The 22445-nt window shown below is 71.6% G+C and carries 24 protein-coding genes; 8 read left to right on the top strand and 16 right to left on the bottom strand.

The features are described 5' to 3' along the window. From WDW90_RS26140 to WDW90_RS26120, 5 genes are all read right to left on the bottom strand, one after another. Positions 1-108 (bottom strand): NAD(P)-binding domain-containing protein (locus tag WDW90_RS26140; RefSeq protein ID WP_336490436.1); only part of this gene is annotated, 108 nt, incomplete at its 3' end. 87 nt (positions 109-195) lie between these two features. Beyond that, positions 196-969 carry a hydroxypyruvate isomerase gene (hyi, locus tag WDW90_RS26135; protein WP_336490435.1) on the bottom strand — a complete coding sequence of 258 codons (774 nt, stop codon included), beginning with the start codon at positions 967-969 and terminating at the stop codon, positions 196-198. A gap of 112 nt (positions 970-1081) precedes the next feature. Next, complete coding sequence (gene gcl, locus WDW90_RS26130; RefSeq protein WP_336490434.1) at positions 1082-2890, bottom strand: glyoxylate carboligase; 1809 nt, start codon at positions 2888-2890, stop codon at positions 1082-1084. 82 nt (positions 2891-2972) lie between these two features. After that, positions 2973-3896 carry a LysR family transcriptional regulator gene (locus tag WDW90_RS26125; RefSeq protein ID WP_336490433.1) on the bottom strand — a complete coding sequence of 308 codons (924 nt, stop codon included), beginning with the start codon at positions 3894-3896 and terminating at the stop codon, positions 2973-2975. A gap of 94 nt (positions 3897-3990) precedes the next feature. Further along, the gene (locus WDW90_RS26120) at positions 3991-4596 is read right to left on the bottom strand and encodes a helix-turn-helix domain-containing protein (protein WP_336490432.1); all 606 of its coding nucleotides are present in this window, start codon (positions 4594-4596) and stop codon (positions 3991-3993) included. A 330-nt stretch (positions 4597-4926) separates the two neighbouring features. On the opposite strand from WDW90_RS26120, the gene WDW90_RS26115 reads away from it, so the two are divergent. From WDW90_RS26115 to WDW90_RS26090, 6 genes are all read left to right on the top strand, one after another. Beyond that, positions 4927-5820, top strand: a complete 894-nt coding sequence (locus WDW90_RS26115) for a class II glutamine amidotransferase (RefSeq protein WP_336490431.1) — start codon at positions 4927-4929, stop codon at positions 5818-5820. Continuing rightward, a complete protein-coding gene (locus tag WDW90_RS26110) occupies positions 5820-6509 on the top strand; it encodes a GltB/FmdC/FwdC-like GXGXG domain-containing protein (RefSeq protein ID WP_336490430.1) in 690 nt (229 codons plus the stop codon). Before WDW90_RS26115 ends, WDW90_RS26110 begins: the two co-directional genes overlap by 1 nt. After that, a complete protein-coding gene (locus tag WDW90_RS26105) occupies positions 6509-7855 on the top strand; it encodes an FMN-binding glutamate synthase family protein (RefSeq protein WP_336490429.1) in 1347 nt (448 codons plus the stop codon). Before WDW90_RS26110 ends, WDW90_RS26105 begins: the two co-directional genes overlap by 1 nt. Positions 7856-8018: 163 nt before the next feature. Further along, entirely contained in the window at positions 8019-9317 is a 1299-nt protein-coding gene (gene glnT / locus WDW90_RS26100) for a type III glutamate--ammonia ligase (RefSeq protein WP_336490428.1), read from the top strand. 40 nt (positions 9318-9357) lie between these two features. Continuing rightward, positions 9358-9651, top strand: coding sequence for a hypothetical protein (locus WDW90_RS26095; RefSeq protein ID WP_336490426.1), 294 nt, complete (start codon positions 9358-9360; stop codon positions 9649-9651). Positions 9652-9738: 87 nt separating this feature from the next. Continuing rightward, positions 9739-10287, top strand: a complete 549-nt coding sequence (locus tag WDW90_RS26090; RefSeq protein ID WP_336490425.1) for a formaldehyde-activating enzyme — start codon at positions 9739-9741, stop codon at positions 10285-10287. Positions 10288-10312: 25 nt separating this feature from the next. Here the strand turns inward: WDW90_RS26090 and WDW90_RS26085 are convergent, their stop codons facing one another. Genes WDW90_RS26085 through WDW90_RS26070 form a run of 4 tightly spaced genes read right to left on the bottom strand, consistent with a single transcriptional unit; the run spans position 10313 to position 15514 of the window. Then, a complete protein-coding gene (locus WDW90_RS26085) occupies positions 10313-10939 on the bottom strand; it encodes a sarcosine oxidase subunit gamma (protein ID WP_336490423.1) in 627 nt (208 codons plus the stop codon). Next, on the bottom strand, positions 10932-13967 hold the full coding sequence (locus tag WDW90_RS26080; protein ID WP_336490422.1) for a sarcosine oxidase subunit alpha family protein: 3036 nt from the start codon (positions 13965-13967) through the stop codon (positions 10932-10934). Before WDW90_RS26080 ends, WDW90_RS26085 begins: the two co-directional genes overlap by 8 nt. Further along, the gene (locus WDW90_RS26075; RefSeq protein ID WP_336490421.1) at positions 13964-14251 is read right to left on the bottom strand and encodes a sarcosine oxidase subunit delta; all 288 of its coding nucleotides are present in this window, start codon (positions 14249-14251) and stop codon (positions 13964-13966) included. Before WDW90_RS26075 ends, WDW90_RS26080 begins: the two co-directional genes overlap by 4 nt. 12 nt (positions 14252-14263) lie before the next feature. Then, positions 14264-15514 (bottom strand): sarcosine oxidase subunit beta family protein, encoded by a 1251-nt coding sequence (locus tag WDW90_RS26070; protein WP_336490420.1) that lies wholly within the window; start codon positions 15512-15514, stop codon positions 14264-14266. Between the two features lie 104 nt (positions 15515-15618). Here WDW90_RS26070 and WDW90_RS26065 point away from each other — a divergent pair, with 104 nt between their 5' ends. Next, positions 15619-16575 carry a GlxA family transcriptional regulator gene (locus WDW90_RS26065; RefSeq protein WP_336490419.1) on the top strand — a complete coding sequence of 319 codons (957 nt, stop codon included), beginning with the start codon at positions 15619-15621 and terminating at the stop codon, positions 16573-16575. Between the two features lie 97 nt (positions 16576-16672). Here the strand turns inward: WDW90_RS26065 and WDW90_RS26060 are convergent, their stop codons facing one another. The 6 genes from WDW90_RS26060 to WDW90_RS26035 form a co-directional block, all read right to left on the bottom strand. After that, positions 16673-16975, bottom strand: a complete 303-nt coding sequence (locus tag WDW90_RS26060) for a hypothetical protein (RefSeq protein ID WP_336490418.1) — start codon at positions 16973-16975, stop codon at positions 16673-16675. After that, positions 16938-17669: a hypothetical protein gene (locus WDW90_RS26055; protein WP_336490417.1), complete on the bottom strand. Its 732-nt coding sequence runs from the start codon at positions 17667-17669 to the stop codon at positions 16938-16940. The genes WDW90_RS26060 and WDW90_RS26055 overlap by 38 nt, the downstream gene beginning before the upstream one ends. A 3-nt stretch (positions 17670-17672) precedes the next feature. After that, positions 17673-19127 (bottom strand): APC family permease, encoded by a 1455-nt coding sequence (locus WDW90_RS26050; RefSeq protein ID WP_336490416.1) that lies wholly within the window; start codon positions 19125-19127, stop codon positions 17673-17675. Further along, the gene (locus WDW90_RS26045; protein WP_336490415.1) at positions 19127-19297 is read right to left on the bottom strand and encodes a hypothetical protein; all 171 of its coding nucleotides are present in this window, start codon (positions 19295-19297) and stop codon (positions 19127-19129) included. The genes WDW90_RS26050 and WDW90_RS26045 overlap by 1 nt, the downstream gene beginning before the upstream one ends. An 82-nt stretch (positions 19298-19379) precedes the next feature. After that, positions 19380-19808, bottom strand: coding sequence for a hypothetical protein (locus WDW90_RS26040; protein ID WP_336490414.1), 429 nt, complete (start codon positions 19806-19808; stop codon positions 19380-19382). Beyond that, positions 19805-20110, bottom strand: a complete 306-nt coding sequence (locus WDW90_RS26035) for a hypothetical protein (RefSeq protein ID WP_336490413.1) — start codon at positions 20108-20110, stop codon at positions 19805-19807. The genes WDW90_RS26040 and WDW90_RS26035 overlap by 4 nt, the downstream gene beginning before the upstream one ends. A 278-nt stretch (positions 20111-20388) precedes the next feature. Between WDW90_RS26035 and WDW90_RS26030 the strand changes: the two genes are divergently transcribed. After that, positions 20389-20703 (top strand): hypothetical protein, encoded by a 315-nt coding sequence (locus tag WDW90_RS26030; protein WP_336490412.1) that lies wholly within the window; start codon positions 20389-20391, stop codon positions 20701-20703. 78 nt (positions 20704-20781) lie between these two features. Here the strand turns inward: WDW90_RS26030 and pyk are convergent, their stop codons facing one another. Continuing rightward, positions 20782-22194, bottom strand: a complete 1413-nt coding sequence (gene pyk / locus WDW90_RS26025) for a pyruvate kinase (protein ID WP_336490411.1) — start codon at positions 22192-22194, stop codon at positions 20782-20784. Positions 22195-22445 lie beyond the last annotated feature (251 nt).

The raw sequence follows: 22445 nt of genomic DNA, 5'->3' as shown, positions 1-22445 counted from the left end.
CACCGGCTTCGAGCCGCCCTTGAGGACGAGGCCGTGCCCGGCCTTGATCAGGTGCTCCGCCATGGGCCGGCCCATGATGCCGAGCCCGATGAATCCGATGCGGGTCATGCCGAATGCTCCTTTACGAGGTCGTGCCGATGGCGCGGGGCTCCCTCTCCGGCGCGGGAGAGGCGAGGTGGCGCGGGTGCGGGATCGTCAGGCGCCCGGCAGCCAGCCGAGGCCGGCCTCGGTGGTGGTGCGCGGCTTGTACTCGCAGCCGATCCAGCCGGCGTAGCCGATGCGGTCGAGGTGATCGAACAGGAACGGGTAGCTGATCTCGCCGGTGCCGGGCTCGTTGCGGCCGGGATTGTCGGCGAGCTGGATATGCGCGATCCGGCCGAGGTTTTCCGCCATGGTGCGGGCGAGGTCCCCCTCCATGACCTGCATGTGGTAGATGTCGTACTGCAGGAAGAGATTGTCCGAGCCGGTCTTCCCGATGATGTCGAGCGCCTGGCGCGTCGTGTTGAGGAAGAAGCCCGGGATGTCGCGTGTGTTGACCGCCTCGATCAGGAGCCGGATGCCGGCCTTCCTCAGTTCGGCCGCGGCGTAGCGCAGGTTCCCGACGAAGACCGCCTCGGCCCGCGCCCGGTCGAGGCCCTCCGGCACGATGCCGGCGAGGCAGTTGACCATCGGACAGTCGAGCGCCCTGGCATACTCGATCGCCCGGCCGACCCCGTCGCGGAACTCCGCTTGCCGCTCCGGCAGCACCGCGATCCCGCGCTCGCCCGCCGCCCAGTCGCCGGCCGGCAGGTTGTGCAGCACCTGGGTCAGGGCGTGGCGCACGAGCCTCTCGGCCAGCACCTCCTTCGGGTAGGCGTAGGGGAACAGGAACTCGACGCCCCGAAAGCCTGCGGCGGCGGCCAGCCCGAAGCGGTCGAGGAAGTCGTGCTCGGTGAAGAGCATGGTCAGGTTGGCGGCAAATCTCGGCACGGTCGGTCTCCGTGTGGGGTCTCGAAGGGATCGGCGCCGCGACGCCCTCCTCCCGTGCGGGAGAGGGGAATGGGCCGTGCCGCCCCGCGGCTGGCGCTGGTCGGTCGTGCGGTCACTCCGCCGGCACGGGCTCGGGCAGAACCTGGCTCGCCCTCAGCGACAGGCTCGGGTCGAGGCAGAGGATCTCCTCGAACTCGTTGACCCCGTCGACCTCGGTGCCCATCGCGATGTTGGTGACGCGCTCGAGGATGAACTCGAGGACGACGGGCACCTGATGCTCCGCCATCAAGGCCTCGGCGCGCGCGAAGGCATCCTTGAACTCGTTCGGGCTCTTCACCCGGATCGCCTTGCAGCCGAGCCCCTCGGCCACCGCCACGTGGTCGACGCCGTAGCCCGGCACCGCGTCGCCGTCGGCGCGCGCGTTGACGTTGTCGAAGGCGAGGCTGACCTCGAAGTCCATGTCGAAGCCGCGCTGCGACTGCCGGATCAGCCCGAGATACGAGTTGTTCACGACGACGTGGAGATAGGGCAGCTTGTGCTGCGCGCCGACGGCGAGCTCCTCGATCAGGAACTGGAAGTCGTAGTCGCCGGACAGCGCCACGACCTTGCGCTCCGGATCGGCCGCCCGCACGCCGAGGGCCGCCGGCAGCGTCCAGCCGAGGGGACCGGCCTGCCCGCAATTGATCCAGTGGCGCGGATTGTAGACGTGCAGGAACTGCGCGCCCGCGATCTGCGACAGGCCGATCGTGGTGACGTAGCAGACGTCGCGCCCGAAGGCCTCGTTCATCTCCTGGTAGACCCGCTGGGGCTTGAGCGGGACCTGGTCGAAGTGGGACTTGCGCAGCATGGCGCGCTTGCGGTGCGCGCAAGCCGTGGCCCAGCGCGCCCGGTCCGGCAACTCGCCCCGCGCCTTCATCTCGCGGGCGACCGAGAGGAACATGTCGAGGGCCGCGCCCGCATCCGAGACGATGCCGAGATCCGGGCCGAACACCCGCCCGATCTGGGTCGGCTCGATGTCGACGTGCACGAAGGTGCGGCCCTTCGTGTAGACCTCGACGGAGCCGGTGTGGCGGTTCGCCCAGCGATTGCCGATGCCGAGCACGAAGTCGGATTCGAGGAAGCTGCGGTTGCCGTAGCGGTGGCTCGTCTGGAGGCCGACCATGCCGGCCATGAGCGGGTGGTCGTCGGGGATCGCGCCCCAGCCCATCAGGGTCGGGATGACGGGGATGCCGGTGAGTTCGGCGAACGCGACGAGCCGGTCGCAGGCATCCGCGTTGACGATGCCGCCGCCGGCGACGATCAGCGGCCGCTCGGCCGCGTTCAGCATCGCCAGCGCGCGCTCCGCCTGCCGGCGGGTGCAGGCGGGCTTGTAGGGGGTCAGCGGCTCGTAGGTCTCGGGATCGAACTCGATCTCGGCGACCTGGACGTCGATCGGCAGGTCGATCAGGACCGGGCCGGGGCGGCCGGAGCGCATGACGTGGAAGGCGTGCTGGAAGACCTGCGGCACGAGCGCGGGCTCCCGCACCGTGACCGCCCACTTCGTGACGGGCTTGGCGATCGCCTCGATGTCGACGGCCTGGAAATCCTCCTTGTGGAGCTTCGCCCGCGGCGCTTGGCCGGTGATGCACAGGATCGGGATCGAGTCGGCCGAGGCCGCGTAGAGCCCCGTGATCATGTCGGTGCCGGCCGGCCCCGACGTGCCGATGCAGAGGCCGATATTGCCGGCCCTCGCCCGGGTATACCCCTCCGCCATGTGCGAGGCGCCCTCGACGTGGCGGGCGAGGATGTGGCGGATCGAGCCGCGCGCCTTCAGCGCGGCGTAGAGCGGGTTGATGGCCGCGCCCGGAACCCCGAAGGCGCAAGTCACGCCCTCGCGTTCCAGGACCCTGACCGCCGCATCGATTGCCCGCATCCTAGGCATGACCCGCCTCCTCCAGCCGGTGACTGAGGAGACAGGTATCCGCACGCCCCTCGTCTTGCGAAGACGCAGCGCGCGATATCATTTATTCCCGCCGTGACTGGATTGCCCTGCGCCACCAGTCGCCCTGGAAGTGGGGCACGAGGTAGCGGATCAGGGCCGAGACCTTGCGGGGGACGAGCTTCGGCGAGGGGAAGACCGCGTAGATCTCCTGGTCGGGCAGGGTGTACTCGGCCATGACCTGGCTGAGGCCGCCCCCGCTCAGCGCGGGCTCCGCCACGTAGCGCGGCAGGATCGCGACCCCGAGCCCGTCGCGGGCGGCGGTCAGCAGCGTCGGCAGGTTGTTCGAGCGCAGGGCGCCCCGCACATGGGCGGCGTGGCTCTCCCCGCCCGGCGCCCGAAGCTGCCAGACCGCGTCGCCCTGGACGCTGCTGTAGACGATGCAGTCGTGCGCCCGCAGCTCCGCGGGCGCCGCCGGCCGGCCGCGCTCGGCGAGGTAGGCGGGGGCCGCCACCATCACCCAGGGATTGGCGCCGAGATAGCGCCCGCCGAGCGAGGAATCCGCGAGGCGGCCGAGGCGCAGGGCGAGATCGACGTTGCGGGCCACGAGGTCGACGAAGCCGTCCTCGCAGCTGAGGTCGATCCGCAGCCGCGGATGGGCCCGCATGAAGGGCAGGAGGAGGGGCGCCACCACGCTCTCGCCGAAGGCCACGGAGGTCGAGATGCGCAGGGTCCCGTCGAGTTCCGCGCCGCTGCGCCGGATCAGTCCGTCCGCCTCGTCGAGCTGGTGCAGGATCGCCTTGCAGCGCTCGTAGTAGTGGCCACCGGCCTCGTTGAGGCTGACGCCGCGGGTGTTCCGGTTGAGGAGGCGCGCGCCGACATGCGCCTCCAGCCACGCGACGTTCTTGGTGACCGTCGACTGCGACAGGAGGAGGTCCTCCGCCGCCTTGGAGAAGCTGCCGAGCTCCACCACGCGAGCGAAGATCCGCATCCCGGCGAGCTGGTCCATGCGGTCTCCTCTCGATCGCTCCCCGCCGAAACGGATGCCGGTTCGGCGTCAGGGGGCGCGAAACATCAAGGACCTGGAGGCGTGCCCAGGCCGCTCAGCCCCGCGGATAGGCGATGACGGACAGGTAGGTCATGGGCGTGCTGATCAGCTTCGCCGGCCCGTGCAGGGCGCCGGAATCGAACAGAAGCGAGTCGCCCGGCTGAAGGTGATAATCCTGGTTGGCGTGCCGGTAGACCACCTCGCCGGAGAGCATGTAGATGAACTCGATGCCGGTGTGGCGGAAGCTCGTATAGGCCTCGGCATCGTCCTCCAGGGTGATGAGGTACGGCTCGACGACGACCTCGCCGCGCAGCCCTGCCCCGAGCAGCTCGTAGACGTGGCCGACCTTGGTGCCGCGCCGCTCGATCACCACGCCCTGGCCGCGCTTCACGAAGGAGCAGTCCCGGCTCTCCTCGAAGGCCGAGAACAGGGCCGTGATCGGCACGTTGAGCGCGTTCGCGATGGCGTTGATCGAGGACAGCGAGGGCGAGATCTGCCCGTTCTCCATCTTCGAGACCATGCCGGGCGAGATGCCGGCCGCCGCCCCGAGATCGGCCACCGAGAGGTCGCGCTCCCGCCGGAGCAGGCGGATCTGGTGGCCGAGCGCCCTCTCGAGGGTCCGCTTGTCGTCGACCGGCGCGTTCGAGGCGGTGTTCAGCATGCGGTCCCGTTGGTCTCGCGCGTTCGGCCGTGCCGGCCCGATGGCGTCGGCTTTTATTCTGCCCTCGCCGGCACGCTCCTGTCATCCTTGGCGTCACGACACCGCGCCTCCGACGGGAGCGGCGATCTCGGATCGGGCGCGGGTTCGGTCCCGTCCTTGGCACGGCGCTCGGGGGAATGCCCGAGCGCGAACCCTCTGTCCGAGAGCGTCGCCGCAGCGTTTCCGCCCGTCCCGATATTTCCTGGCAAGAAAAATTCATTACCCTCGGTTGACGGATCCGAAGGGCTGTGGAACAGTCTCCGGGCTGTTCGAGGAGACCGGGAGTCGGCGATGTGCGGTATTGTCGGGTTGTTTCTGAAGAATCCGAAGCTTGAGCCGCAACTGGGCGCGCTCCTGTCCGGAATGCTCGCCACGATGTCCGACCGCGGGCCCGACAGCGCGGGCTTCGCCGTCTACGGCGCGGACGGGGCCGGCGTGAAGCTGACCCTGCGGGGCCGGGACCCTGCCGCCCTCTCGGGCGCGGTCTCAGGCCTCGAGGCGCATCTCGGCGCCCCGGTCGAGGCGACCCCCCGCGACACCCACACGGTGATCGCGCTGCCGGCCGAGCGCGAGGCGCAGGCCCGCACCTGGCTCGCGGCCAACGCGCCGGGCATCGACGTCGTCGGGGCCGGCCGCCGCATGGAGATCTACAAGGAGGTCGGGCTGCCGGCCACGGTCGCCGAGCGCTTCGACCTCGCCGGCATGGCCGGCACCCACGGGATCGGCCATACCCGCATGGCGACCGAGAGCGCGGTGACGACGAACGGCGCCCACCCGTTCTCGACCGGCACCGACGAGTGCCTCGTCCACAACGGCTCGCTCTCGAACCACAACGACCTGCGCCGGCGCCTCCAGCGCGAGGGGCTCACCTTCGCCACGCAGAACGACACCGAGGTCGCCGCCGGCTACCTGAGCTGGCGCATGCGCGAGGGCGCCTCGCTGAAAGAAGCGCTCGAATCGAGCCTGAGCGACCTCGACGGCTTCTTCACCTTCGTGGTCGGCACCGAATCGGGCTTCGCCGTGGTGCGCGATCCCATTGCCTGCAAGCCCGCCGTGATGGCCGAGACCGACGATTACGTCGCCTTCGGCTCCGAGTACCGCGCCCTCGTCGGCCTGCCGGGCATCGACGGGGCCCGGGTCTTCGAGCCCGAGCCCGCCCAAGTCTATGCCTGGGAGCGCCACTGATGCCGAGCTTCGACCTCAACCGATCGGCCCTGCGCGAACTCAACCGCGCGCTCCACGCGCTTCGCTCCGACACCAACGAGACCCACTGGACCGTCACGAGCCCCGACGGGCGCCACGCCGTCGCGGCGGGACTCGACGCTCCCGTCAGCGTCGAGATCGAGGGGAATGTCGGCTATTACTGCGCGGGCATGAACAAGCTCGCGAGCGTCGTCATCAACGGCAACGCGGGCGTCGGTGTCGCCGAGAACATGATGTCGGGCTTCGTGCACGTGCGCGGCGACGCCAGCCAGTCGGCCGGCGCCACGGCCCATGGCGGCCTCCTCGTCGTCGACGGGAATGCCGGCGCGCGCTGCGGCATCTCGATGAAGGGCGTCGACATCGTGGTGAAGGGCTCGGTCGGCCACATGTCGGCCTTCATGGCCCAGGCCGGCACCCTCGCGGTCCTGGGCGATGCGGGTGAAGCCTTGGGCGACTCGCTCTACGAGGCCCGCCTCTACGTGCGGGGCCAGGTGAGGAGCCTCGGGGCCGACTGCGTCGAGAAGGCGATGCGCGACGCGCACCGGGAGGAGCTCTACGGCCGGCTGAAGGCCGCCGGCCTCGCGGGCGAGGTCGACCCGTCCGAGTTCCGCCGCTACGGCTCGGCCCGCCGCCTCTATCACTTCCACGTCGACAACGCCGGAGCCTACTGATGGGCGAGCATCCGAAGGACCCGCGCGCGACCCCGCGCACCGCGCCGCGCTACTCGGCCACCTTCACCCCCGAGGTGATGTCGGAGATCCGCCGCGCCGCCGCGACCGGCATCTACGACATCCGGGGTGCCGGGGCGAAGCGCAAGCTGCCCCATTTCGACGACCTCCTGTTCCTCGGCGCCTCGATCAGCCGCTACCCGCTCGAGGGCTACCGCGAGCGCTGCGGCACCGAGGTGACGCTCGGCTCCCGCTTCGCCTCGAAGCCGATCCGGCTGAAGACGCCGGTGACGATCGCCGGCATGAGCTTCGGCTCGCTCTCGGCGCAGGCCAAGGAGGCGCTGGGGCGCGGCGCGACCATCGCGGGCACCTCCACGACGACCGGCGACGGCGGCATGACGCCGGAGGAGCGCGGGCACTCGCAGACCCTCGTCTACCAGTACCTGCCCTCCCGCTACGGCATGAACCCGGACGACCTGCGCAAGGCGGACGCCATCGAGGTGGTGATCGGGCAGGGCGCCAAGCCCGGCGGCGGCGGCATGCTGCTCGGCCAGAAGATCACCGAGCGCGTCGCCGGCATGCGCTGCCTGCCGCCGGGCATCGACCAGCGCTCGGCCTGCCGCCACCCGGACTGGACGGGGCCGGACGACCTCGAGATCAAGATCGAGGAATTGCGCGAGATCACCGACGGCGAGAAGCCGATCTACGTGAAGGTCGGCGCCTCGCGCCCCTACTACGACACCGCGCTCGCGGCGAAGTCGGGGGCGGACGTCGTGGTGCTCGACGGCATGCAGGGCGGCACGGCGGCGACCCAGGACGTCTTCATCGAGCATGTCGGCATCCCGACGCTGGCGGCGATCCGCCCCGCCGTGCAGGCGCTGCAGGATCTCGGCCTGCACCGCAAGGTGCAGCTCGTCGTCTCGGGCGGCATCCGCTCGGGCGCGGACGTCGCCAAGGTGCTGGCGCTCGGGGCCGACGCGGTGGCGATCGGCACGGCGGCCCTGATCGCGCTCGGCGACAACGATCCCCGCTGGGAGGCCGAGTACGCGGCGCTCGGCACCACCGCCGGCGCCTACGACGACTGGCACGAGGGGCGCGACCCGGCCGGCATCACCACGCAGGACCCGGAGCTGTCGCGCCGGCTCGACCCGGAACGCGCGGGGCGGCGGCTCGCCAACTACCTCGCGGTGATGACGCTGGAGGCCCAGACCATCGCGCGAGCCTGCGGCAAGAGCCACCTGCACAACCTCGAGCCCGAGGACCTGGTGGCGCTCACGATCGAGGCCGCCGCGATGGCGCAGGTGCCGCTCGCCGGCACCGGCTGGATCCCCGGCAGGACGGGGCTGTGACAGGGATGGAGGCCGCGCTCTCAAGCCGAGACGCGGCCTTCTCGTTTTCAGGCGTGGCGCCGACGCCGCGACGGGCCCCTCTCCCGAGCGGGAGCGGTCACTCGAATCCGGATCGTTCGCGTCGCGGCGTGGATGAACCCGTGACTCTCAAGGGGAGCATGCGATGACGCTCGATCTCGAGACCGCCGCCAAGGAACGCGGCATCAAGTACTTCCTCGTCTCCTATACGGACCTGTTCGGCACCCAGCGCGCCAAGCTCGTGCCGGCCGCCGCCATCCGGAGCACGTGCAAGAACGGCGCGGGATTCGCCGGCTTCGCCACCTGGCTCGACATGAGCCCGGCCGATGCCGACCTCCTGGCGGTGCCCGATCCCGAGGGCCTGATCCAGCTGCCCTGGAAGCCCGAGGTCGGCTGGCTGCCCGCCGACCTCGTGATGGACGGCAAGCCCGTCGAGCAGGGCCCGCGCAACCTCCTCAAGCGCCTGATCAAGGACGCGGCCCGCGAGGGCCTGCAGATGAAGACCGGCGTCGAGTGCGAGTTCTTCCTGATCACCCCCTGCGGCTCGGAGCCGGCCGACACCGCCGACAAGCAGACCAAGCCCTGCTACGACCAGTCGGCCCTGATGCGCCGCTACGAGGTGATCACCGAGATCTGCGACGCGATGCTCGGGCTCGGCTGGAAGCCCTACCAGAACGACCACGAGGACGCGAATGGCCAGTTCGAGATGAACTGGGACTACGACGACGCCCTCGTCACCGCCGACCGGCACGCTTTCTTCAAGTACATGACCCGCTCGATCGCCGAGAAGCACGGCCTGCGGGCGACCTTCATGCCCAAGCCCTTCATGGACCTGACGGGCTCGGGCTGCCACGCCCACGTCTCGCTCTGGCGCGACGATCGCAACGTCTTCAGCGACAAATCCGACGAGATCGGCATGTCCGAGGCCGGCTACCACTTCATCGGCGGCCTGATCCATTCGGCCGACGCGCTCGCGGCGATCACCAACCCTTGCGTGAACTCCTACAAGCGCATCAACGCGCCCCGCACCACCTCGGGCGCCACCTGGGCGCCCAACACCGTGACCTACACGGGCAACAACCGCACCCACATGATCCGCATCCCGGATGGCGGGCGCTTCGAGTTCCGCCTCGCCGACGGGGCGGCCAATCCCTACCTGCTGCAGGCCGGCATCCTGGCGGCGGGGCTCGACGGGATCCGCAACCGGCGCGATCCGGGACAGCGCCTCGACATCAACATGTACACGGACGGGCACAGGGTGGAGGGCGTGAAGCGCCTGCCCCTCAACATGCTCGACGCGATGCGGGCGCTCGAGCAGTGCGACGTGCTCAACGAGGCCTTCGGCGCCTTCGTGCCGAGCTACCTCAAGCTGAAGCACGAGGAGTGGAACGACTATTGCCGCCACCTGACCCAGTGGGAGCGCGACACCACCCTCGATTGCTGAGCCGCCTCGATCGCTGAACCGGGCGCGGCCGCCTCCGACCATGAGGCTCACCTTCCTGTCCGGCCGCTGCGTCGGCTGCGATCGGGGCTTCAGGGGCGTGGCGACCGAGGCCGCCTGCGCCCTCTATCCGGACGGCGCCGGATCGCCCGCCTGCCCGTCCGGAGCCGGGGCGGCCCGCTGCGCCGTCCTGCACCGCTCCTACGGCCACGCGCTGCGCGGCCTTGGGCCCGAGGATATCCCGCCGCGCCACGGGCGCGATGGCGGATGCCTGCCCGCCGCGAGCGGGCGCATCGCGGTCCCGCGTCCCGGATCTGCCGCCGGATCTGCCGGTTGACACGGTCGGCCCCCGATCCGATAGCGGCCGCCCCTCGCGCCCTCCGCGGCACTCCCGCCCGGACGATGCAACCGAGAAGGATTAACGATGAGCGAACGGATCATCCTGCGCGCCGGCGAGGCTCTCGTCGCCGGCGGCCCGCCCAACACGGCCTCCGAGCCCGAGGTGATCATCGGGGAGCTCGACGGGCCGGTCGGCACCGCCATCGCCACCCTGACGGGCGATCAGGTGGTCGGCCACTCGCGCGTCTTCGCCCTCCTGAACACCGACATCATGGTGCGCCCGGTGACGCTGTGCGTCTCGAAGGTCAGCGTCACCGAATCGCGCTACACCTCGATCCTGATGGGCACCGTCCAGTTCGCCATCGCCAACGGCGTGCTCGACGCGGTGCGGGCGGGCTATCTGCCGAAAGACCGGGTCAACGACCTCGGCATCATCTGCTCGGTCTGGCTCAGCCCCGGCGTGATCGAGGCTCAGGATCTCGACCACAAGGCGCTGTTCGAGATCCAGCGCAAGGGCATGACCGAGGCCATCCGCAAGGCGATGAGCAACGAGCCCTCGATCGACTGGCTCCTCGAGAACCAGGACAAGATCGTGCACAAGTATTACCGGATGGGCCTCGACGGGAAGATCTGAGGCTTCCTCTCCCCGCTGCCGGGCCTCAGGGCCCGGCGCCGGATTCCACCGCGTAGCCGAACTCGACCGCCGCGTGGGCGAGCCAGCTCCAGAAGCTGCCCGCGAAGCTGCGCGCCACCGCGATCTCGTAGGTCGGCGCCTCGTCCCGCTGCCAGATCTGGGCGCCGATATGGGCGATGCTCGTGACCGCGGACCGCCCCGCCCGGAAGGCGCGGGGGTGCAGGTCGACCGCCACGCCCTTGGCCAGGGCCGCGCGCGCGGACCGGCCCGAGACGCGCAGGAGCGCGCGCCCGTCGCTCTGGTCGGAGACGGCGGCGAGCCCCCGCAGCGCCGTCGCCAGGCCGTGCAGGCCCTCGCGCGTCCCGGCCACCGCGAGCCACTGGCCCGGCGCCGACCAGACGAGGCCCCGCTCGCCGGCGAAATGCGCCGTGCCGGTCTCGGGCAGCGGGAGGCCGAAGCTGCGGGAGAGCGTCCGGGCGAGGGCGGCCTCCTGACCCTCGGCCGCGATGAGGGTGGCGAGGCCGATCCCCTCTCGCAGGGACAGCCGGACGCCTGCCTCGTCCCCGGGCTCAGCCGCTTGGCGGCCGTGCCGGCCGGGTGCCGCCAAGCCCGCCCAGGCGCTGCGGGGCTGCCAGATCGTCGCCTCAGACACGCAGCTTCTCCTCTTTCGGATCCACGAAGACGGGCGAGCAGATCTCGACCTCGACGTCGCCGCCGCGCACGGGATCGTAGGCGCGGACGCGCTCGCCGTGGCGCTCCGGACCGCGCCGGATCAGGCCGAGCCCGATCCAGTGGCCCAAGGACGGAGAGTAGGCGACCGAGGTCAGGTATCCCTCGTCGGCCGCGAGGCTCGGGGCGGCGCCGATCCCCAGAATGTGGGCGCCCGCGCGCAGGCGCGCGCTCCGGTCGACGGGGCGGACGCCGACGAGGATCGGGCGGTCCGGGTCGGTCAGCGCCGGCCGCTCCTTCATCAGCCGGCCGACATAATCCTTCTTCTTGGCGAGCATGCCGCCGAGGCCGAGGTCGCGCGCGGTGGTCTGGCCGTTGATCTCGGCCCCGGCCGCGTGCCCCTTCTCGATGCGCATCACCGAGAGCGCCTCGGAGCCGTAGGGGGTGATGCCGTGGGGGGCGCCCGCCGCCATCAGCGCCCGCCAGGCGGCGTCGCCGTAGGCCGCCGGCACCGCGAGCTCGTAGGCGAGCTCGCCCGAGAAGGAGATCCGGAACAGCCGCGCCGGGATGCCGCCGCCCACCGTCACTTCGGCGCAGGCGAGGAAGGGGAAAGCTTCGTTTCCGATGTCGAGGCCGGGATCGATGACGCACCGCAGGGTGTCGCGGGCGCGCGGGCCGGCGATGGCGTACTGCGCCCATTGCTCGCTGATCGAGGCGATCTGCACGTCGAGCTCCGGCCACAGCCACTGGCGGCAGAATTCGAGGTGCTGCATCACCTTCGCGGCATTCGCCGTCGAGGCCGTCATCACGTAGTGCGTGTCGGCCATCCGCGCGACGGTGCCGTCGTCCATGACGAGACCGTCCTCGCGCAGCAGCACCGCGTAGCGGGCCTTGCCCACGGGTAGCGTCCCGAACGGGTTGGCGCAGACCCGCTCGATGAAGGCCAGCGCGTCGCGGCCCTGGATGTCGATCTTGCCGAGCGTGGTGACGTCGCAGAGCCCGACATGAGCGCGGACGGTGTTCACCTCGCGGGTGACGGTCTCGAGCCAGTCGGTCTCGCCGGGCTTGGGGAAATAGGCGGGGCGCAGCCACAGGCCGGTCTCGACGAAGACCGCGCCCTGCTCCTCGCACCAGGCGTGCGAGGGCACGTGCCGGGTCGCCCGGAATTCCCGCCCGCGATGGTGGCCCGCGAGAGCGCCGATCGCCACCGGCGTGAAGGGTGGGCGGAACACGGTGGTGCCGACGCTCGGGATCGGCTGGCCGGTCAGCTCGGCCATCAGGCTGAGGCCCGCAAGGTTCGAGATCTTGCCCTGGTCGGTGGCCATGCCGAGGGTGGTGTAGCGCTTCAGGTGCTCCACCGCCCGGAAGCCCTCGCGGTGGGCGAGCTCGACGTCGGAGGCCGCCACGTCGTTCTGGAAATCCACGAAGGCCTTGCCCCTGGACGCGGGCGCCCGCCAGAGCGGCGCGTGGCCGAGGCTCTCCGGGTCCGTCCGGGGCGTCTCGGGGGCGCTGGCCGGGAAGCCGCAATCCGTCGCGGCCTCGGCGCCGGCCCGCGCGCCGGTTTCCAGGCAGGCGTCGAGGCCGAGATGCCCCGCCGCCGCCCCGGCCGCCGTCAGGCCCGCCGGCAGGGCCCCCGGCACGAAGGCGTGGATCGCCTCCGACCAGACGGGCCGGCGCGACAGGTGCGAGTCGAGGTGGACGACCGGGTTCCAGCCATTGGCCATGGCGAGGCAGTCGCAGGCGATGGTCTCGCGCTGCCCCGAGGCGTCGACGGCCTCGACGGCCTTGAGCGCGAGATGGCCCTTGGTGCCCGCGACGTAGCCGCCCGCGATCACCCGCGTGCCCGCCGCCTCGGCCGCGCGCCGCAGCTCCGCCGGGACCGAGGCCCGGGTGTCGATCACCGCCGCCACACGCCCGCCCGCGGCCGCGACGTCGGCGGCCGTGCGCCAGCCGTCGTCGCTCGCGGTGAGGATCGCCACGTGCCGGCCCGGCAGGGCGCCGTAGCGGTTGAGGTAGGTCCGCACGGCGCCGGCCAGCATCACGCCGGGCCGGTCGTTGCCGCCGAAGATGTGCGGGCGCTCGATGGCGCCGGCCGCGAGCACGGCGCGCCGCGCCGTGATCCGCCAGAGACGCTGGCGCGGCGCGTGGGCCGGGGGCTCCGCGAGGTGGTCGCTCACCCGCTCGACCGCGCCGTAGGCGCCGTGGTCGTAGACGCCGAACAGGGTGGTGCGGGTGAGGATCGTGACCTCGGACATCGCCCGCAGCTCGGCCGCCGCGGCCGCGACCCAGTCCGCGCCGGACCCGGAACCGACCTCGCGCCGCTCGGCGAGGAGGCGCCCGCCCAGCGCGAAATCCTCGTCCACCAGGATCACCCGGGCGCCCGACCGCCCGGCCGCGAGCGCCGCCGACAGGCCGGCCGGGCCGCCGCCGATGACGAGCACGTCGCAATGGGCGTGCATCCGGTCGTAGCTGTCGGGATCCGGCGCATCCGCCGCCCGGCCGAGGCCCGCCGCGCGCCGGATCATCGGCTCGTAGAGCTTCTCCCAGAAGGAGGCCGGCCACATGAAGGTCTTGTAGTAGAAGCCCGCCGCGAAGACGGGGGACAGCAGCGCGTTCACCGAGAGCGCGTCGAGGGCGAGGCTCGGCCAGCGGTTCTGGCTTGCCGCCTCGAGCCCCTCGTAGAGCTCCGCCACCGTCGCCCGCGTATTCGGCTCGCGGCGCGCGCCCGAGCGCAGCTCCACGAGGGCGTTCGGCTCCTCCGAGCCCGCCGACAGGATGCCGCGGGGGCGGTGGTACTTGAAGGAGCGCCCGACGAGGCGCACGCCGTTGGCGAGAAGCGCCGAGGCCAGCGTGTCGCCGTGGAATCCCGCGTAGGCGCGCCCGTCGAAGGTGAAGGCGAGGGGGCGGCGCCGGTCGATCAGGCCGCCCGCCGCCGTGCGGAAGGCCTGGACGCGACCGGTCGCGGCGGCGGGCGCATCCGCCTCGGCGCGCCTCAGCGTGATCGTGGTCATGCGGCGTCTCCCGTCCGGCGGGTCAGGGCGACATCCCGGGCGGGCGCGACCTCGGCGATGGCGTGGCTGCGGGTGTCGCGGGTCACGACGAGCCAGGTCCGGCAGCCGGCCGCGTGATACCAGAGCTCACGGTGCTCGCCCGCGGGGTTGTCGCGCAGGTAGACGTAGTCGTGCATGGCGGCGGCCTCCGCCTCCAGCCCGTCCGGGCGGACGGGCCCGGCATCGCCGAGATAGCTGAACTCGCCGTTGTCCCGCTCGCCGCAATAGGGGCATCGGATGCGCATCGGGTCGCTCCCTCAGTGCAGGTTCGGCTGCGCGCCCATGCCCTTCTCGTCGATGAGATGGCCGGTCGCGAAACGGTCGAGGCGGTAGGCGGCGGCGTCCGCGTGCGGTTCGTCGCGGGCGATCAGGTGGGCGAAGCAGAGGCCGGCCGCCGGCGTCGCCTTGAAGCCGCCGTAGCACCAGCCCGCATTGAGGTAGAGGCCACCGATGCCGGTCCGGTCGATGATGGGCGAGCCGTCCATCGACATGTCCATGATGCCGCCCCAGTGGCGCAGGAGCCGCAGGCGTCCGAGGCCCGGCCACAGGGCCATGCCGCCCTCCATCACGTCCTCGATGGTGGCCAGATTCCCGCGCTGCGCGTAGGAATTGTAGCCGTCGATGTCGCCGCCGAAGACGAGGCCGCCCTTGTCGGACTGGCTGACGTAGAAGTGGCCGGCCCCGAAGGTCATCACGCAGTCGATCAGGGGCTTCACGCCCTCGCTGACGAAGGCCTGCAGCACGTGGCTCTCGATCGGCAGGCGCAGGCCCGCCATGGCGGCGAGAAGCGACGAGGAGCCGGCGACCGAGAGCGCGACCTTCCCCGCGCGGATGAAACCGCGGCTTGTCTCGACGCCGGTGACGCGCCCGTTCTCGCGCCTAATCCCCGTCACCGCGCAGTTCTGCACGATGTCGACGCCGCGCGCGTCCGCCGCGCGGGCATAGCCCCAGGCCACCGCGTCGTGGCGCACGGTGCCGCCGCGCCGCTGCAGCAGCCCGCCCTTCACGGGGAAGCGCGCGTTGTCGAAGTCGATGAAGGGCACCATCGCCCGCACGCCCTCGCGGTCGAGCAGTTCCGCGTCGATGCCGGCCATCCGCATGGCGTTGCCGCGCCGCGCGTAGGCGTCGCGCTGGGCGTCCGAATGGTAGAGGTTCAGCACGCCGCGCTGGCTCACCATGGCGTTGTAGTTGATGTCCTGCTCGAGCCCCTCCCAGAGCTTCATCGAGCGCTCGTAGAAGGGGATGTTGCCGGCAAGCCCGTAATTCGAGCGCACGATCGTGGTGTTGCGGCCCACATTGCCCGAGCCGACATGGCTCTTCTCCAGGACGGCGACGTTCGTGATGCCGTGTTCCTTGGCGAGATAGTAGGCGGTGGCGAGCCCGTGGCCGCCGCCGCCGACGATGACGACGTCGTAGTCCGAGCGGGGCGCCGCGTCGCGCCACTGGGGCTTCCAGCCCCGCTGGCCGCGGAGCGCCTGGGTGAGGACGCTGAACAGGGAGTGGTGCATCGTCTCGGCCGTTCCGGTTATCCCGCGGAAGACCGGGCCAGTATGGCAGGATCTCCGGGGGCGGCCTTGCCAATCGCGACGGGAACCCGGCAAATCGCGACGAAATGCGAATCGAGACAAACCATGAACGCGGCGACCCGATCACGGTCGGCTTCGTCCTCATCCCGGGCTTCCCGCTGATGAGCTACGCGGCGGCGGTGGAGCCACTGCGGGCCGCCAACACGCTGTCGGGGCGAGACCTCTACCGCTGGTGGCATGCGGCCCCGGGGGACCGGGCCGTGCAGGCCTCGAACGGCGTCGCGATCCTGCCCGACGTGGCGGTCGGCGCCGCGGATCTTCCCGCCGACCGGATCCTCGTCTGCGCGGGCGGCAACCCGGCGAGCTTCGAGGATCCCGCCCTCGCCCGCTGGCTGCGGCGCCTCGCGCGGGCCGGGGTGACGCTCGGCGGGATCTCGGGCGGCCCCTACATCCTGGCGCGGGCGGGCCTCCTCGACGGGCGCCGCTGCACCCTGCACTGGGAGCACATCCCGGCCTTCCAGGAGAGCTTTCCGCGGGCCGAGGTGGTGCGCTCCCTGTTCGAGATCGCGGGCGACCGGGTCACCTGCTCGGGGGGCATCGCGGCCCTCGACCTGATGCTGACCCTGATCGGGCAGGATCACGGCCCCGGGCTCGCCGCGGGCGTGGGCGACTGGTTCCTGCACAGGGAGATCCGCGAGGGCCTGAGCCCGCAGCGCATGGCCCCGCAGCAGCGCTTCGGCGTGCGCGACCCGCGGCTCCTGCGGGTGCTCTCGGCCATGGAGGAGAACCTGGAGGCGCCGCTCCCGCGCGCGGCGCTGGCGGGGCTCGCCCGGGTCTCGGTGCGCCAGCTCGAGCGGCTGTTCCGGGAGCGGCTCGGCACCAGCCTGCACCGGCACTACCTCGCGGTGCGCCTCGACCAGGCGCGCCGGCTGCGCCGCGAGAGCACGCTCAGCGCGGCCGAGATCGCCGCCGCGACGGGGTTCTCCCACGCGGACGAGCTCGCGCGGGCGCAGCGCCGGCGCCGGTCCCGGGCGGCGGGGTAGGGCGGCTCATCCCAGGTCCGCCTGGATCCCCCGGGGATGGCGGATTCGGGCTCGGCTCAGGTGCCGCGCGGGCGCGCCGATGCGGCGTCCGCTCTGGTCAGGCGACGCCGTGTCGGCCCGCCGGAGCGGCGGCGCGCTGCTGCAGGCGCGCGCTCCGATAGGCGTCCGTCACCGACAGCGCCCAGACGAACAGGCCCGCCGCGTGGCGCCCGAGCGCGCCGGCGTCGGGCGCGGCGAACTTCGTGGTGAGCCAGGCGCCGAGGAGCGCGAAGGCCGCGAAGCCGAGGCCCCGCCGGGCCCGGCCGACTAGCACGTGCCCCATGCCGGGCAGGACGATCGCCGTCGCCAGGACGAGGGCCGGACTAGGCGGCCGCACGCGCGCGCCGGTCCGTTGTGTCATGTCCGTCATCCGCGTCATGTCCGTCATGTCCGACCTCCTCCGTGCTCAGGCGGGCGGTCAGCTCCGCGGCCTCGGCGAGCCGGGGCCGCAGGATCCCGGGATCGACCTGCGCGATCGGGAACCGGCACTCGCGCAGGAGCAGGTAGGCGCCGCGCTCGCCCTGGCAGAGCTGGCTCACGATCCGCACGCCCCGCGGCGCGACGAGCACCTCCTTGACGCGCGGCTCGGCGAGGATTTTCGCGAGTGCGGCGGCGGCGCGGGCGAGGAGCGGTCCGGCCCCGCGCGTGCCCCGCACCAGCGTCTCGCCCGGCCAGCCGGGCGGGACGGGGTAGCGCGCCGGAAGCTCGTCCGGCGCGTAGAACTCCGCGCCCACCGCGCGGCGCAGGACGTCGAGGGTCGCCGGAAGGCCCGTCGAGACGTGCACCGAGACGCTGAGCCAGAGCTGCGGCAGCCGCCGGAAGGCGAGGGCCTCGGGGATCAGGCGGACCTCGACCGGCAGCCCCGCGAAGCGGCCCCGGAGCGTGCCGTAGCCGGCCCGGTCCCGGCCGTGGACCGGCTCCGCCAGGAGCGCCGCGCAGGGCTCCAGCATCGCGGCCCTGGCGGCGGCCGCCGCCCGGCCGCGCCGGTGCAGGGCGCAGCTCACGGCGGCGAGGACGGGCAGGCCGAGCGCGGGCAGGCCGAGAGGGTCGATCACGCCTCAATACCCCTTCGGCTTCGGCCAGTGCATCGTGAACTGGTCGCCGCGCCGGACATACTTGTAGCGGTGCAGCACGAACCAGGCGGAGGCCGCGATGTAGAAGGTCATCATGGCGACGAGCTGCGTGCCGTAGCCGAGGAACACCGCGAGGTAGGTGACGACGCACAGGCCCAGCAACAGGATCGCGGGCAGCGGGTGGAGCGGGTGCACGTAGCCGCGCTGGATCGTGCCGAGCGGCCATTTGCGGCGGAACAGGATGATCGACAGGGCCATCAGGGTGTAGCCGAGCAGCCCCGACAGGATCGAGAAGGTGATGGTCTGGTCGAGCGGCGTCGAGACCGCGAACAGGATCGCGATCGGCACGAAGAACAGGATCGCCCGGTAGGGGGTGTGGTAGACCGGGTGCACGGCGCCGAACCAGGCCGGCATGTAGCGGTCGCGCCCCATGGCGAACCAGGCCCGCGAGGCGTCGTTGATGCAGCCGTTGGCCGAGGCCACGGTGGCGAACAGGGTGCCGAGGAACAGGAACACCTCGAGCCAGCGGTTCCCCGTCAGCCGCCCCGCGTCGTAGAGCGGCGTCACGGCCTGGCCGAGATACTCCCAGGGCATCAGGCCGGAGCAGACGTACCACGTCGCGGTCGCGGCGATGAGGAGCGTCATCATGCCCGTCATGGTGCCGAGCGGCAGGGCGCGGGCCGGCGAGCGCACCTCCTCGGCGGCCTGCGTGGTGCCCTCGATGCCGAGGTAGAACCACAGGCCGAAATGCATGGCGGCCAGGATCCCGAGGCTGCCGTAGGGCAGGCCGACGAGGAGCGCGTCGTGCTGCAGCACCGCGCCCGGCGCCCAGGGCTGCGTCGCCACGAACAGCACCACGATGGCCGCGAAGGCGGCGGCCGTGATCAGGAGGTTCATGGTCAGCGAGGCGAGCACGCCGCGATAGTTCAGGAAGGCGAGCGCCACGATGGTGAGGACCATGAAGGCGCGCTTGTCGATCGTGCCGGGAATCCCGAGATTCGTGACGAACGCTTCGATGAGGTCGCCCGTGACGATGGCGTTCGAGACCTCCAGCATCGTGTAGGCCATCACGAGGTAGAGGCCGACATTGAAGGCCGCGAGCGGCCCGATGATGTGCTTGGCCTGCGCGTACTGGCCGCCGGCCGCCGCGACCGTGGAGGTGATCTCGGAATCGATCATCGCCACGCAGGTGTAGAGGATGCCGGCGAGCCAGCAGGCGGTGAGCGCCGCGACCGGCCCGCCCTTGCCCACCGCGAAGTTCCAGCCCATGAACTCGCCGACGAGCACGATCCCGACGCCGAGCGCCCAGACATGGCCGGGCCCGAGCACGCGCAGGAGCGCGATTTTCCGGGAGGGCGGAACGGCCGCCGGCGGGGCTTCCGCCAGTCGGATGTCGGGGGCATGGACCGCCGGGCGAGGCGCTACCTGAACGTTCTGCATCACGACCTCGCTGCCGTCTCGCCGACGTCGGCGTCCACGATCTCGCCCTCCTCGGAGGACAGGAGATAATCCTCCCCGAAGGCCCTGTTGGTGCGCAGGAGGTCGAAGCCCATCCAGAGCGCGAGCGCGCCGGCAACCGCCCAGGCGCACAAGTTCATGATTGCCACCATGGCGGATGTCCTCGCGGTTTCCAGGAGAGGGGCCGGGTCGCGGCGGGCCGCCGGATCCGGGGGGCGGTGCCGCCGCGGCGGCTCAGCGGGTTCCGGGCGGCTGCGCCCCGTCGCCGAAGCGCTCGGCGATGACGTCGCGGTATTCCCGGTCCGAGTAGCGGAACAGGAAAACGAAGTAGCCGACGATGATGAGCGCCGTGAACGCCAGGACCGTCCCGTTGACGGCGTAGTCGAAGCGGGTGCCGATCAGCGCCGCGGCCTTCTCGGGGGAGAAGCCGAGCTTCTCCCACTGCGCCGCCATGACGGCGTTCTGGCCCAGCGCCTCCCAGGACGGGTTCGGGAACTCGGTGGTGCGCGTCCCGCCGCCGGCCAGCCGGAACAGGAGCGGCAGGTAGAGGGTGATGAAGACGAGGACCAGCATCAGGACCGCGTCGACGACCTGCCCCGCCACGGATTGCGCCGGCGGCTCGTAGGGCTGCTTGCGCGTGAGAGGGCGCTCGGCTGAGCTCATGGCTGGCCTCCCTGGCTTCTGCGCGCCGCGCGCAGCCGGTCGAGATAGTAGATGTCGGTGCCGTAGATCGCGGCGCGGTCCTCGCCGTAATGGCGGATCATGGCCACGATCGCGGCCGTGTTCAGGAAGAGGACGCAGGCGCCGAGCCCGACCATCGGCCCGGTGAGGCCGGCGGCATCGAAGGCCGGCTTCATCGTCCAGAACGTGAAGGCGTAGATCAGCCAGACGAGCAGCACCGCACAGACGGCCGCTGCGCAGTCGCGCCGGAACATCGACGCGACACGGGGATCCTGGTGCGCCATGGCACGCTTCCCTCCCTCGTGGGCAATTCCTTCGAGGAATAGCCCGTTCTTTGCAGGAAAGATCGTGCCGAATCCGCGCGCCTGTCAATCGGGAAAATGTTGTGCGCTGCAGCAAACCGGCAGGTTTGTTCCGGACCGGAAGCGAGCCCGGCCAGATCGGGCCGATGGCCGGACACGTTCTCGTGCGCCGCCCCGCTTTCTACGCGGATGGCCGCCGGGAGCGATCGAACCGCGGGCCTCTCGACGCGTTATAGCGCCCGATGAGGAGGACACGCGACATGAAGGTGCTCTGGACACTCGCGGCCGTGGGCCTGGGCCTGATGGGCTCGGTCGGGCCGACCGCGGCGCAGCGCTACGGAGAGCCCGAATACGGCTACCGGGAGCGCGATTACGGCTACCGGGACCGCGACGACGGCTACAGGGAGCGCGGTCCCGCGTTCCGAGGCAGAGACCGCGGGTACGGGTTCGACGAACGCGAGTACCTGCGCTGCAATCCCGACGTTCGGCGCGCCGTCGAGCGGGGCCAGATGGAGTCCGGCGCGGCGCATTACCGGGTCTTCGGCCGCCGCGAGGGCAGGCGGCTCAGCTGCTGACCGGCGGCCGGGCATCCGGGATGGTCCGGCGCGTTTTCCGCCTCGGAAACCGCCGCGGCCGCGTCTCGGGCGGATGCCCTACACGGCCGCGATCCGGATGTTGTTCGTCGTTCCGGCCACCGCGAAGGGGATGCCGGCCGTGATGACCACGAGGCCGGCGGGCGCGGCGAAGCCCTCCTCGACCGCGTGGGCGACCGCGTTCGTCACCATCTCCTCGTAGGTGCCGACCTCGTCGGCGCGCACGCTGTGGGTGCCCCAGAGCAGGCTGAGGCGGCGCGAGGTGCCGATGTCGGGGGTGAGCGCCAGGATCGGCACGCACGGGCGCTTGCGGGCGATCCGGGCGGCCGTCGTCCCGCTCAGCGTGTAGGCCACGATCGCCGAGGCGCCGACGGCGTCGGCGAGGTCGGCGGTGGCGGTCGCGACCGCGTGGGGCGGCGTCTCCTCCTCGCCGGGCTCGGAGGCCGCGATCAGCGAGCGGTAGAGCTTGTGCGCCTCGGTGCGCCGGATGATGCGGTCCATCATGGAGACCGTCTCGACGGGGAAGCGCCCGGTGGCGGATTCGGCCGAGAGCATCACGGCATCGGCCCCGTCGTAGATGGCGGTGGCGACGTCCGAGGCCTCGGCCCGGGTGGGCGTCGGGGCGCTCACCATCGAGTCGAGCATCTGGGTGGCGACGACAACGGGCTTCACGGCGAGCCGGCAGGCGCGGATCAGCTCCTTCTGGCGGCCCGGCACGTCCTCGTGCGGGATCTCGACACCGAGATCGCCGCGCGCCACCATGACGGCGTCCGACAGCCGGATGATGTCGTCGATGCGCTCGAGCGCCTGCGGCTTCTCGATCTTGGTCATGATGCCGGCCCGGTCCCCGATCAGGCCGCGGGCCTCGATCAGGTCGGCGGGCTTCTGCACGAAGGAGAGCGCCACCCAGTCGACGCCGAGATCGAGGCCGAAGGCGAGGTCGGCCCGGTCCTTCGCGGTGAGCGGCGAGAGGTCGAGCAGGGTGCCCGGCAGGTTGACGCCCTTGCGGTTCGAGATCACGCCGCCGATCACGACCTCCGCCTCAATGCTGTCCGCGGTCAGGCCCGCCACCCGCACGCGCACGCGCCCGTCGTCGATCAGGAGCTCCTGTCCCGGCACGACGGCCGCGAAGATCTCCGGGTGGTGGAGCGGGATCGCGTCCTTGCCGCCCTCGGAGCCCTCGAGCACGAAGCGCACGGTCTCGCCCGGCGCCACGTCGAGCCGGCCGCCCGCGACCGTGCCGACGCGGATCTTCGGGCCCTGCAGGTCCTGCAGGATGGCGATGGGCCGGCCGACCTCGCGCTCGAGGGCCCGGATGGCGGCGTGGACCCTGGCATGGTCCTCCTGCAGGCCGTGGCTGAAGTTCAGCCGGAAGGTGTCGACGCCGGCGAGGAACAGGGCGCGCAGCATCTCGGGCGAGGCGCTGGCGGGACCGACGGTGGCGACGATCTTGGCATGGCGGTCGCGGCGCATGGCTTCGGCTCCGGTCGTGTCCGCGGGCGGGGATGCCCGAATCGCGGCCGAGATGGACCCAGAATCGCGGGCATTTCAAGAAGGCAGGGGCGGCCGCGGGAGCGGAAGCCGCTCCGGGCCCGGCTCAGGCCGGGCCACCGAGATCCAGGTAGCCGGCGTCGAACTCCGCGAAGGCCTTCAGCCGCGCCACGTCGGGGACGGTCAGGACGTGGTTGCCCGTCACGATCAGCTCCTTGCCCCGGAGTGCCTGC

Origin of the sequence: Methylobacterium nigriterrae, from assembly GCF_037106235.1 — a bacterium.
Classification (GTDB): Bacteria; Pseudomonadota; Alphaproteobacteria; order Rhizobiales; family Beijerinckiaceae; genus Methylobacterium; species Methylobacterium nigriterrae.
The sequence above is the reverse complement of the archived record's forward strand: the minus strand, read 5'-3'. Positions and strand labels throughout refer to the sequence as shown.